This is a genomic window from Streptomyces sp. R11 (genome assembly GCF_041051905.1).
Classification (GTDB): Bacteria; Actinomycetota; Actinomycetes; order Streptomycetales; family Streptomycetaceae; genus Streptomyces.
This window is the reverse complement of record NZ_CP163432.1, coordinates 1,188,130-1,199,910: the sequence shown is the minus strand read 5'-3', so window position 1 is coordinate 1,199,910 and position 11,781 is coordinate 1,188,130. Positions and strand designations below refer to the sequence as shown.

At 68.6% G+C, this 11,781-nt stretch carries 11 protein-coding genes and 1 pseudogene; 2 read left to right on the top strand and 10 right to left on the bottom strand.

Features of this window, described 5'->3' with window-relative positions; translation table 11 throughout:
• Positions 1 to 26: 26 nt before the first annotated feature.
• From AB5J55_RS05490 to AB5J55_RS05465, 6 genes and pseudogenes are all read right to left on the bottom strand, one after another.
• Positions 27 to 746 (bottom strand): HAD family hydrolase, encoded by a 720-nt coding sequence (locus tag AB5J55_RS05490; RefSeq protein WP_369269569.1) that lies wholly within the window; start codon positions 744 to 746, stop codon positions 27 to 29.
• A 553-nt stretch (positions 747 to 1,299) separates the two neighbouring features.
• On the bottom strand, positions 1,300 to 1,671 hold the full coding sequence (locus tag AB5J55_RS05485) for a low affinity iron permease family protein (RefSeq protein WP_369269568.1): 372 nt from the start codon (positions 1,669 to 1,671) through the stop codon (positions 1,300 to 1,302).
• A gap of 445 nt (positions 1,672 to 2,116) precedes the next feature.
• A pseudogene (locus AB5J55_RS05480) lies at positions 2,117 to 2,363 on the bottom strand (hypothetical protein); the annotation flags it as partial.
• Positions 2,360 to 2,803, bottom strand: coding sequence for an Asp23/Gls24 family envelope stress response protein (locus AB5J55_RS05475; RefSeq protein ID WP_369269567.1), 444 nt, complete (start codon positions 2,801 to 2,803; stop codon positions 2,360 to 2,362). The pseudogene AB5J55_RS05480 and the gene AB5J55_RS05475, both read right to left, overlap by 4 nt.
• Positions 2,800 to 3,027 (bottom strand): hypothetical protein, encoded by a 228-nt coding sequence (locus AB5J55_RS05470; RefSeq protein ID WP_369269566.1) that lies wholly within the window; start codon positions 3,025 to 3,027, stop codon positions 2,800 to 2,802. The genes AB5J55_RS05475 and AB5J55_RS05470 overlap by 4 nt, the downstream gene beginning before the upstream one ends.
• 37 nt (positions 3,028 to 3,064) lie before the next feature.
• Positions 3,065 to 3,496, bottom strand: a complete 432-nt coding sequence (locus AB5J55_RS05465) for an Asp23/Gls24 family envelope stress response protein (RefSeq protein ID WP_369269565.1) — start codon at positions 3,494 to 3,496, stop codon at positions 3,065 to 3,067.
• A gap of 1,231 nt (positions 3,497 to 4,727) precedes the next feature.
• Here AB5J55_RS05465 and AB5J55_RS05460 point away from each other — a divergent pair.
• Together AB5J55_RS05460 and AB5J55_RS05455 are read left to right on the top strand one after the other, a co-directional pair.
• Positions 4,728 to 5,561 carry a YhjD/YihY/BrkB family envelope integrity protein gene (locus AB5J55_RS05460; protein WP_369269564.1) on the top strand — a complete coding sequence of 278 codons (834 nt, stop codon included), beginning with the start codon at positions 4,728 to 4,730 and terminating at the stop codon, positions 5,559 to 5,561.
• A gap of 891 nt (positions 5,562 to 6,452) precedes the next feature.
• Positions 6,453 to 6,731 carry a hypothetical protein gene (locus AB5J55_RS05455; RefSeq protein ID WP_369269563.1) on the top strand — a complete coding sequence of 93 codons (279 nt, stop codon included), beginning with the start codon at positions 6,453 to 6,455 and terminating at the stop codon, positions 6,729 to 6,731.
• Positions 6,732 to 7,345: 614 nt separating this feature from the next.
• Here the strand turns inward: AB5J55_RS05455 and AB5J55_RS05450 are convergent.
• The 4 genes from AB5J55_RS05450 to adh all read right to left on the bottom strand — a co-directional run bounded on the left by AB5J55_RS05450 (position 7,346) and on the right by adh (position 11,766).
• Complete coding sequence (locus AB5J55_RS05450) at positions 7,346 to 8,062, bottom strand: GAF and ANTAR domain-containing protein (protein WP_369269562.1); 717 nt, start codon at positions 8,060 to 8,062, stop codon at positions 7,346 to 7,348.
• A 78-nt stretch (positions 8,063 to 8,140) separates the two neighbouring features.
• Positions 8,141 to 8,830 (bottom strand): GAF and ANTAR domain-containing protein, encoded by a 690-nt coding sequence (locus tag AB5J55_RS05445; protein WP_369269561.1) that lies wholly within the window; start codon positions 8,828 to 8,830, stop codon positions 8,141 to 8,143.
• Positions 8,831 to 8,891: 61 nt separating this feature from the next.
• Positions 8,892 to 9,467 carry a hypothetical protein gene (locus AB5J55_RS05440; RefSeq protein WP_369269560.1) on the bottom strand — a complete coding sequence of 192 codons (576 nt, stop codon included), beginning with the start codon at positions 9,465 to 9,467 and terminating at the stop codon, positions 8,892 to 8,894.
• 775 nt (positions 9,468 to 10,242) lie between these two features.
• Complete coding sequence (adh, locus tag AB5J55_RS05435) at positions 10,243 to 11,766, bottom strand: aldehyde dehydrogenase (protein WP_369269559.1); 1,524 nt, start codon at positions 11,764 to 11,766, stop codon at positions 10,243 to 10,245.
• Positions 11,767 to 11,781 lie beyond the last annotated feature (15 nt).

The following is an 11,781-nucleotide window of genomic DNA, read 5'->3' as shown; positions in this document are numbered from 1 at the left end:
ACCGGCCAGGCATACGATTCGTCGGCTCAGGGCGTGCGGGTCTCCGCCAGGGAAATCGCCTCGGCACGGCCGCTCGGGCGGACGCCTTCCACCGCGACCGTGCTCCCCCAGCTGTCGTCGTCCGATGCGAGGCTTCGCACATGGGTGTCGAGCCAGTCGGGAAATTCCGTGAGGTCCGCCAGAGCCGTGTCCGCTCCCGCCTCGCGTAGCTCAGTCACGTCATAGGGCCCCGTCGCCACCGCGACAGCGCACGCTCCCGCGACACGTGCCCCTTCGATGTCGCCGAGATGGTCGCCCACGTATACGGCCGCACCGTGTTCCTTTAGCGCTGCCCCTTTCTCCCCAGCCCACAATTCGCCGACCAGTACGTCGGGTTGCAAATCGGCGTGCTCCAGGTGCAGTTTCGCGTTGGGCTCGTACTTTCCCGTGATCACCAGTACCCGACCTTCTCGCTCACGCACGGCACGCACGGCGTCAATCGCACCGGGCAAGGGAATGGTCGCCGGCACAGCGTGAGTCGGGTACAACTCGCGGAAGATGGCGAGTGCTTCGGGTACCTGCGCGCTGGAGAACCATTGGGCGAGTTCGGTCCCCAGAGGCGGACCCAGGCGTGTGACGGCCAGATCGCTGTCGATATACGTCTTGGTGCGGGCGGCCAGTGCGTCCAACGTCGCCTTGATACCTGGACGTGTGTCCAACAGCGTCATGTCCAGGTCGAAGCCGACAACTAGTGGGGGCGGAAACATGGCGGCAGCCTAGTCCTCTCTGTTCTCCGGTCTCGGCCGTCACAGAAATTCACACGAATGGTGTCCGTGGCGAGGAGCCAGGCTGTCGGCAAGGGTGTCCGAACCTTGGCGAACGCGGGTTCGCGCCACCGAGGATGAGCGCGAGAGTCATGGGCCTACCGACGAGCCTGTGTCACTGATCGAGAAGGAACCGGCGGCGGGACGACGCTGAGATGACAGCCGGTCAGGCGGCGGCCGGCACCGAGGTGGTGACGGTCGGCTTTCGGCTTCGTGCGCATCGCATTGAGCAGCGTTCGGCCCCGAGGGCGGGGGCGGTGCGGCTTCGTGGCTGGAGCCGTTGCTGACGTTCTGCCAGTTCTGTTCCGGCGGGCCGCTCCCTGTGCCGGGCTCGCTTCTGCTCGGCGGCGCCGAGCTTGTCTTCCCCTGGCGGGCCGAACTCACGCGGCATCTCCCACCACCGGCTGCTGGCGCGTAACCGCCCAGCCCCCGGCACGGGAACAGGACCCGAAGAGTGATCACAACAACCCACAGGCCCAAGCGTGAACCGGGCGCATCAGGACTCCTCTTCCCTGCCGAGGGCGGACCGCAGCTTCCGGTGTGCCTCCCCAGGACCGCCGCCCTCCTGCGCTTCCAACAGGGCGGCTGCGATGCCGTCCAGCTTGCGCTGGACGGCACGTTCGGCCCGCAGTTCGGAGTTCTTCAGCAGCGCCACCAGGAGGAGGGTCACCGCCGACATCGCCTCGCCCACGAACAGAAGCCAGGTAACCGGCAGACTGATCACGTGCAACGTGACAGCCACGGCAACCAGGAGCAGGCAGATCCCGAAGAACGCTGCTGAACTGGTGAACCGTGAGGCATTCTCGGCCAGCCTCTCGAACGGCTGACTCCGCGAGCCCCCGCGGTCGGACGGATGCTTGAGAATCATGCCCATTCTCTACAGCGACCGTGGCATGCCCGGTGACTGCCACGCCCGGCCAGGATGGGGAGTTCTCCCCGCGGGTTCGGCGCGATTCCGTCCTGGTACGCGGCGAAGGGTTCCTAGTCGACGCGATGGGCGCCGTGACGGACTTCCCGGAGGCGAACGTCCGACGGGAGGCGGTCCAAGCCTGTCGAGTCCCGTGCTTGTGCGAGCGTCTCCCGGTTGAGCCGAGCCAGGGTCTGCTCCGGCTCCCCGTGAGGCTCCAGCCACAGCCGCACTCGTGCGACCGGAGCAGTACGCCGACCCGTCAGCCGCACGTGAGCCCGCGAGACTCCGTCCAGGGCTTGCGCTTCTTTCTCGATCACGTCCTCCGGGGCGCGGCCGTTGAGTTGGGCCGTCCCGCTGTCTTCGCTGTTGATGGGGACCTGGCCCAGCCGGTTGTTGCGCAACGCATCCCGGGCCGGCCTGCCCGCACCGAGACCACGTCGTGCAGGAGCAATCCCGTGGCTGCGACCGACAGCAGGGCCGCGATGTTCGCGGGGATCCGCCGCGCAGACCAGAAGCGGTGCGGGGACTTGCCCGATTCACGGACTGTCGCTGTCGCGCCGGTGTCCGGGGGTCCGCCGTGGACGAAGGCCTTGAGGATCGGAGGGACGGTCGATGTCGCCGGTCGGCTGCCGCCGGGTGTTCGCGCTCATCTCACCCTCTCCTGGTCCGTGCGCCGAGAATGAACCGAGTGCAGCTTCTCGACCGACACCGAGAGGTCGGATACACCCATGCCGGCCCACTCCCTGAGACCTTCGGTGACCTCTCGGCGCACCGCAGCGCACTGAGCCCCGATGTCTGACGGATAGCCCAGCTCCACGGCGATGCGCACCCGGACTTCGCCGAGCATCGGTCGGCTCTCGGCAGGATCGCCTTCCCGCCCTTTGCCATTACGCTCCGGTGCCCGCCGCACGGACGTCGTCACGCGCGGCGTCCGGCGGCCGGGAGGTACGTGACCGGCCGACTCGACGAACCGACTCAGCGCCCTGCGCGCCACCTGGGCAGCGATCTTCGAAGTGACCCGGTCGTGGACTGTGGTCGCGCCCCGCTCGCCGCGGGGGACGGCCGGGCGCCGATCGACTTCGCTGGTCACTGCCGCCAGTCTCTCCGAGCTCGGCGCTGGTCATCGCGGATCCGCTGTTGATTGTCGCGGCGTCGGACGAAGTCACCCGGTTCCAGGTCGCCCTCCATGAGCCGCCCAACCACGAGTCCGGCGGCGCCCACCGCAAGCACCACCAGGAAGGCTCCGAAGCCACCGAAGTACCCGGCGAAGCCCAGCGCCATTCCGGCAATCAACCCCACCACGGCCCTGCTCATCACGCGCTCCTTCACTCAAGCAGCGGCCCCGCCCCGGCTACTGGATCCGCTGCCTCTCTTCCCCTTCGTCCTCCTCGTCGGGCAGCTCCACATCACTGACCATGATGTTGACTTCCACAACTTCCCGCCCCGCCATCCGCTCCACTGCGGAGATCACGTTCTCCCGGACTGCACCGGCCACGTCCGTGATCGAGACTCCGTAGTCGACAACGATCTCCAGATCGATGGCCGCCTGTACCTCTCCCACCTCGACACTGACCCCGCGTGTGACGGACTGGCCACTGCCGGCGCCGGGCATCCGCTCCCGCATCGATCCCACTGAGCGCGAGAATCCACTGCCAAGGGCATGAACGCCCAGCACGTCCCGTGCCGCCATCCCGGCGATCTTCTCCACCACTCCATCGGCGACAGTCGTCCGGCCGCGAGAGCCGGGCGCACCACCGTGCTTTACGCCTGAGTTCTCAGCCATAGGGCCATTCCTCCTTTAAGGAGCAAACCTGTCGATGCCTGGTCAAATTGTACTCATTTTAGTACGTTTATTCGAGGCGAGGTCGCTGGCGTGGGCTCGTGAGCCGGGGCGGTCGGACGGGCGCCGTGAGCGTGGCTGCCTGGAGCCCTTGAAGGCGTTCCGGACGCAAGGGCAGGAAGGCAAACGCCCCTGGGAGAGGGGGGCAGGTGAAAACCGAGGCGAGGACGCAGGCGGTCGGCCGGGCTACCTGGGTCGTCTGCTCCCGCTCGGAGGGCCCGGCGACGGGCATGGATCACCGAGCAAGCGGCCGTCCGGACCCTCTGGCGCACGGCCGCTGAGGTTCCCGGGATCTGGCTGGAGACCATGCGCATCGGACCGGCACCGCACGACCCCCTGTCCGAACCGGCTGTCCGCCCGCCGGCCGGCGCGCTACCCCCTGGCCCGCTCAGGATCGAGGCATCCTTCTCCGCATCCGCTGCGCGGCCACTACAGCCGGCCGCCGAACAGCTGAGGAGCACACTGCTCAGCGCCGCCGCTGAACGGCTCGGGCTGACCACTGTGGCCGCTGATCTGCGCGTCATGGATCTCCATGAGGGTACGGAGACAGCGGTCAGGCCGCGGACCGCAGAGAAGGCCACGACGCCCCCGTCGGGAGCTGCACCCGCGCGAAGCTCGGCCCCGGCGACCCGAACAGAACCCCTGCGGGGCCCATCGGGGAGCTGGCTGACATCGCGACGGCCGTTCCTGGCGTCGCCCGCCTCACCGCCGTTCTGGGGAGCCGCCCGGTCAGAGTGGAGGACCATGACGATCCACTCGGCAGGCGCATCGAGGTCCAACTCGCGGTCGCGCCAGGACACCAACCCCTGGAAGTCGCCGGCGCCGTCCGGGCAGCGGTAACCGACGCAGCCATCAGTGACAGCCAGGGCCCGGTGACCGTTGCCGTCGTCGTCACGGAAACCGCGGCATCGGCTGCAGTGCCCTGACGCGCCAAACGACAGCTCAACGCTGGAGAACCATGCCACCGGCCTGGGGGACTTCGCCCACTGTGGCGCTCTCCTCCCTCGCAGGGTAGATGCTGGTCGGACTGTGCGCCGTCCTGGCCACTGAGCGTCACGCCCAGGTCGGTGGAGTCCTAGCCATGGCCTGCCTCCTGAGCCGTTGATCCGGGTTGGTGGGATTTCTGCGTCGCGCCCTCGCGCGGCAAGGGTTCCGAACGTGGTAGTCGACAGGCATGCCGATGAAGCCTTCCGGTGCCGCGGACCGTTCGTCTTGGGTCGGGCGGCTACGTCACGTGATCAGCCGTTCGCCAGTCGGGCGGGAATGGCGGCGGAGCAGGGATATCGAGCTGTGGTCGCGTTCCCTGGGGTTTGCCGCGCTGGGGTTCCTCACGCTGGTGCCGCTGCTGATCATTGTCTCCGCCGCCGATCCCGGGCACGGGCGGGGGTTCGCGCAGTGGCTGGGGGAAGGACTTGGCGTGTCGACGGCCTCCAGGCGGCAGGTCGAGCAGCTGTTCATCCCGCCCGGCCAGGCGCTGCGGACCACGACCGCGCTCGGCATGGCCGCTCTCGCCGTGTTCGGTCTGACCTTCGGGGCGGCCGTGCAGACCGGCTACGAGAAGGTCTGGGACCTGCCACCGAACCGCTGGTGGGCAAGGTGGCGGCACGTGGTGTGGCTCGCCGTCCTCACCGGATACCTGTTCGTCTCCGCCACCACGACCCTGCGCCGCGAACCCCTGGCAGGTGGGGCCGTGGCCTCGCTGAGCGCCGTGCTGTTCCTGTGGTGGTCCCAGCGCCTGCTGCTCGGCGGAAGGATCCGCTGGCGTGCCCTGTTGCCCGGCGCCGTCGCCACCGTGATCGGGCTGCTCGGCCTGAGGGTCTTCTCCAGCCTCGTCTTCTCGCCGTTGATCGCATCCAACGCCGTCACCTACGGCCCCGTCGGAACCGTCCTGGTCGTCCAGTCCTGGCTGGTCGGCGTAGGTGTCGTCGTCTTCGGCGGGGCGCTGGTCGGCCGAGTGGTGTACGAGGAACTCCCACGCATGGCACACGCACTGAAACGGCGCAGGTGAGATGCGGCCCTGCAACCGGTCTGGGGCAACGAACCGCCCTCCGCCCTGCCCTGACCATGCTGCTGGCATGCAAGGTGAGGGCAGGCGCGTCCGCCTCGGTGACGGCCTGCCGCGGTGATCCGGCGAACTGCTCCTGGGCGGTGGTCCATTGGGTCACGTCGCGCTCGCGGGCTCGGGTGACAGCGGCCGCTCCGTGAGAGAACCGTGCCGCTTGTTGCCTTGTGCTTGATCGTCTGACCGACGCTCATGACTGTCCTGTGCGTGTCCGCTGGATGGGTTCCCGCGCGTGATCGCCGTACAGGCGGTCGTTCGCGCGGGGGATGGGGAGTGGGGTGGATTACCTGCGGCTGCGGCCGTACCGGGAGCCGCCGGGGTGAACGGAGCCTCGGCGGGGGCCTCCGCCGGCTCGGTCGGCGATGTCGGCAGGAAGTGGTCCTCCCACCAGGACAGGGCCATCACGATGGCGAGCAGGACGAAGGGAGTCGAAGCGGGAAGGATCAGCGCGTACATGTGTACCGCCTGGTGTGGGATACGTGCGACACGGCGGACAGCAGATCGGTGCCCGCTCGCGGCGCATCGGGGCGCGACCGGGATCGCGTGACGGCGGTCGCGTATGGGAACGGCCTTGCTCGTGACGCGGCGGGTTCCGGCACCGATGCGCAGGGTGCGCCCCTTGGGAGCGCGCCGGCGGTGCGACGCTGCCGGGGGCAGGGGCGGCATGTCGCACGTTAGCCCTCGCTGCGGTTCCCCGACAGGCGGCAAGTGGCCAACCGCGCCGGACAGGACGCGCCTACGTCGCACGGTATTCACGCCCCTTGGACAGGACTACGCTGTGGGTGAGGCCCCAGTCCCCGGTGTCGATGCTGTGTCCCGCTCCCGGGGAGGCCCACCGTGTTCGTCCTGCTCCTCATCCTCATCGCGGTCCTGTTCGGCTTCGGCTTCCTCGATCCCATCTGGTGGGTGGCCGCGGCGGTGCTGGTCTACGGTGCCACCCGACACGGCCGCGGTCGTGGCGGAGTTCGGAGCCGTGGCGGCAGTTCCGATCTCGGTGACTACCGGGACTACCGCGAGCGCCGCGTTCGTCAGGAACGCTGGGACCGCCGCTACACCCGCCAGAACCGGGCGCGCTGGCGGGGCGAGGACCGTCGGGACCGCGAACACCGCAGGTGACCCGGGGAATGGCCCGGTAGTCCGGGGATCCGGGTTGCTAGAGCCAGGCCGGACGCGTCGAGATCGTTGACAGGCGAGGTGTAGGCCATGCAGCGCACGAGCGTGATGCCAAGCCCGGTGCGGCCGGCCAACGGCAACCGGCGCGCCGCTGACCATCCACGGACGGGATGACTGCCCTGTGAGGTACGGACCGTGCACCAGATGACCCCGTCCCGCGAAGAACAGCGGCCGTTGAGGAATGTGCCTTCAGAGGGCGACGCGGCGTTGCTTGCCGAGGTCGTCGAACTGCGCGCCACAAACGAGCAGTTGGGTCGGGCGCTGGCGAGCCGTGCGGCGATCGAGCAGGCACGCATGGTGATGGCCCTGGCCCCGTGTTCCAGCGAGAGGGTATGGGACTTGCTGGTGGACGTGTCGCAGCACTGCAAACATCGAGCTCCGGGACGTGGCCGCGGCCCTGGTCGCCCCGACGACGGACCGGAGGCTCCCGGAACCGATACAGGGGGAGCTACGCGGAGCACTGAGGCGCCTGCACGCTGCGGATCGGCGATCACGGAGGGCGCACCCAGCGGACGGCACCGAGAACTGCATCAATGGCGGCCCGGCAACGACGTGGGTCAGGACCCCAGACCGGTGAGGCGTTCGGAACTGTCGATGAGGGCGCGGGCCACATCGGCCAGGCGTCGGTTGTGGGCGCGGGCGTAACCGCGCAGCGCGGTGAACGCCTGCTCCATGTCGATGCCCTGGCGCTCGGCGAGCTTCCCCTTGGCCTGTTCGATCAGTACCCGGCTGTTCAGGGCCGTCTGCAGTTGTTCGTTGAGCACCGTGCTGCGCTGCGCGGTGCGTTGTTGCAGCAGGCTGATGGTGGCGACGTCGGCCAGGGCCTGGGCGACGGGTGCGGCGGCCGGGTCGAACGGGGCGGCGGTGGCGCGGAAGAGGTTCAGGGCGCCGACGATCTCGTCCCGCAAACGCATCGGCAGGGCCTGGACCGCGCCGAACCCGCTGTGCTGGGCCGCCACCGCGAAGCGCGGCCAGCGGGCCGTCACCGAACCGAGGTCGGGGACGATCACCGGTACGCCGGTGCGGAAGCACTCGAGACAGGGACCTTCGTCGTTCTGGAGCTGGAAGAGCTCCAGCAGGCGCACCTGTTCGTCGGAGGCGGCCATGACGCGGAGTTTGCCGTCCCGGTCGGCGAGCAGCACCCCGGCGGCGCTCACGTCGAGCATGCCGACGCAGCGGTCGGTCAGCAGGCGCAGGAAGTCGATGATGTCGAAGTCGGCGACCAGATTGTCGGCCAACTCGACGAAGGTCTTGGCCAGAAGCTGTTGATCCATCGTGGGCACCCTCGATTGAGACTAGTCCCTGCCCGAAGGGGCGGGAAGCACGGCACGTTCCTTGGCCGGGACCGAACGTCAGGTTTCCTCCTCGTTCTGGTCCGGCTCCGTGTCCGGGGAGAAGCGAAGCCGTCGGGCCACCACGTCGGCGGCCACGTCCGCGAGTCGGCGTTCCTGCACATAGGCGTACGCGCGGAGCCTGACGAAGGCTTCTTCGATGCCTACTCCGAGCTGACCCGTGAGCATCCCGCTGGCCTGGTCGATCTCCGCTCGGTATGAGCCCAGGTCCTCGAAGTGGCGGTCCGGCATCGGCCCGCCGGTCGCTCCACCCGTCTCGTCGATCCTTGCGTCGAGCAGGAGCAGCGTCGCGAGATCGGCGAACGCCCGCGCGTCGGCCAGTTCCTCCGTGTCCAGCGCGGTCGGAATGTTGGAGTACAGGTACAGAACCCCCGGGCTGATCGCCCCCTTCTGCAGGGGGAGCGCGAACACCGCGCGGGCTCCGGCTCCCAGGGCCGCATCAGCGAACACGGCCCAGCGATCCTGAAGTTCAATGGTGAGCAGATCGGGTGCCAGGACGGCCGAGCCGCGTACAAAGGCGTCCACGCAGGGCCCTTCACCCAGCGTGAGCTGGAGCTCTTCCAGTTGCTCGCTGATCTCGTCGGTGCTGCACAACGGATGGCTCGCCGCGGTCCGGGACATCGCCGACAGCCCCGCCCCGCCGACCGGCAGCGCGGCCACGGCCGCGGTGCACACGTCCACCACACTCACCCTGGCACCTCGTCGGACCGCCTGCTCGGCCACCAGCATCCGAATGCGGGTCGACCGCCAGTCAGGCCCCACTGGGGCCACCCCCGCCAGGCATCGTGACAAGGCCTTCCAGTCTCGCAGTGGTGCGTTCCCCGATGGGAAGTACCAGCGTGCGGAACGTGGTGGCGCCAGCCGGCCTGCGAAGCTCGCCGATGTCCAGCCACCCCCAGGAGCGGAGCGCATCGAAAGTCGGTCGATCGGCCCGGTCCACCAGGGTGACGCCGAGTGATGCCTGGTGGTCGGTCAGCAGCCGCTCCTGCACACGACGGGCGAGCTCCCGGGCATGCGGGCGCGGCGGGATCAGGATGTCGGCGAACGCGAAGACGTTGCCGGACACTGTGAGTTGCTCGATGCTGCGCGGCAGTGCTCCGTCGAAGCCGAGCCACCAGGAGCCGTCGCCGCCCACCGGGAATCCGAAGGCGCATCCCCTCAGCCCGTCCGTCTCGGCGATCACCATGGCGAATGCCGGCCGGCGCATGTCCACGGTGAGTTGATTCAGGAAGCTCCGGCGGCTGGGACGGCGGTATGGATCACTCGGCGCCGTCGTGCGGGACTCCACATACAGATCAGCCAGATCCTCACGCATGCCCTCCACCATCCAACGGCTCAGCCGACGCAACCGCGCCGGAGCCACTGCGGACGGCTCGCCGTTCTTCGGCTGCCGTGGCTGTCCCCGTCCTGGTTCGGCCCTCATCGCACGTCTCCCCAGAGAACAGGTGCAAGTGGGACAGACCTGTGCCGCTGGGCCGGAAGGGGCGCGGCCGGGGTGTCGGCTTTCCTTCGGTCATGGCGGTGGACGGCGAGCCGTGAGAGGGGCATGACGCCTCGGTTCGGAAAGATCAGCCGGCAGCGGGCACGGTGGGCCGGAGTTCCGGCCCCCTGGGCGGGCTCCCGGCAGGGGCGTGTTTTTCGGCAGAGGCAGAGAACGGCCGGGCCGGTCCGACAGCCTGCGCAGCAGGACAGAGGACCCACCCAGTTCCCTCCAGGGATGCGCCGGGCGACAGACGAAAAGTCCGCACCCCGCAGCCATCTGTGTTCAGCAACAGCGTGCCGCCGGGGTCTGGGACGTCTGCACAACAGCGTAGTCCTCGCGAGAAGTGACGGACGCTCCCAAGCAGCCCAATCCCAGGATATGGACGGTGCAAGAGCGCGATGGCTCGCGCATGTCCGAGGCATCGCAACGGCAGTCGAACGGTCAGGGGCGAGTGCGCACCGAGGTCGGCCGGGCAGCGGGTGCCTGTGGCGTCGGCCCTGTCTTCGGCGGTGCGGTGGTCGGATCACTCCGGAGGGCGAGGTGGCTCGCTGCCCAGCTCTGCGCAGCGAAGGGCGCCTGACAGGATGTTTCCCTGTTCAGGCGCCCTCTTCATCGGTGCCTAGAAGAAGCCCAGCTTCTTCGGCGAATAAGACACCAGGAGGTTCTTCGTCTGCTGGTAGTGCTCCAGCATCATCTTGTGCGTCTCACGCCCGATGCCCGACCCCTTGTAGCCGCCGAACGCCGCGTGCGCCGGGTAGGCGTGGTAGCAGTTCGTCCACACGCGGCCCGCCTGGATCGCGCGGCCCGCGCGGTACGCGGTGTTGATGTCGCGGGTCCACACGCCCGCGCCGAGGCCGTACAGTGTGTCGTTGGCGATCTTGATGGCGTCGTCGAAGTCGTCGAAGGAGGTCACCGAGACGACCGGGCCGAAGATCTCCTCCTGGAAGATCCGCATGCGGTTGTCGCCCTCGAAGATCGTCGGCTGGACGTAGTAGCCGCCCTTCAACTCCCCGTCGTGCTCGATGCGTTCGCCGCCGGTGAGAACCCTGGCGCCTTCCTGCCGACCGATGTCCAGGTAGGAGAGGATCTTCTCCAGCTGGTCGTTGGAGGCCTGCGCGCCGATCATCGTGTCCGTGTCGAGCGGGTGGCCGCTCTTGATCTGCTCCGTGCGGGCGACCGCCCCCTCCATGAACTCGGCGTACTGGCCGCGCTGGACCAGCGCCCGGGATGGGCAGGTGCACACCTCGCCCTGGTTGAGCGCGAACATCGTGAAGCCTTCGAGTGCCTTGTCCCGGAATTCGTCGTTCGCCGCCCAGACGTCGTCGAAGAAGATGTTCGGTGACTTGCCGCCGAGTTCGAGGGTGACCGGGGTGATGTTCTCCGAGGCGTACTGCATGATCAGCCGGCCGGTCGTGGTCTCACCGGTGAACGCCACTTTGGCCACCCTGGGGCTCGACGCCAGCGGCTTGCCCGCCTCCACGCCGAAGCCGTTCACGATGTTGAGCACGCCGGGCGGGAGCAGGTCGGCGACCAGGCTGAGCCAGTAGTGGATGGAAGCCGGGGTCTGTTCGGCCGGCTTGAGTACGACCGCGTTGCCGGCCGCAAGCGCGGGGGCGAGCTTCCATGTCGCCATGAGGATCGGGAAGTTCCACGGGATGATCTGCGCGACCACGCCCAACGGCTCGTGGAAGTGGTACGCCACCGTGTCGTCGTCGACCTCGCCGAGCGACCCCTCCTGAGCCCTGATCGCGCCCGCGAAGTAGCGGAAGTGGTCGATGGCCAGCGGAATGTCCGCCGCCAGCGTCTCGCGCACCGGCTTGCCGTTCTCCCAGCTCTCCGCGACCGCCAACTGCTCCAGGTTCGCCGCCATACGGTCGGCGATCTTGAGCAGGATGTCGGCCCGCTCGGTCACCGACGTGCGGCCCCACGCGGGGGCGGCCGCGTGCGCCGCGTCCAGCGCCCGCTCCACGTCCGCCGCCGTGCCCCGCGCGATCTCGGTGAACGGCTGCCCGTTCACCGGCGACGGATTCTCGAAGTACTGCCCCTGTATCGGCGGCACGTACTCACCGCCGATGAAGTGGTCGTAGCGCGCCTGGTAGGAGACGATCGCACCCTCGGTGCCGGGCGCCGCGTAACGGGTCATACTGCTCTGCCTCCC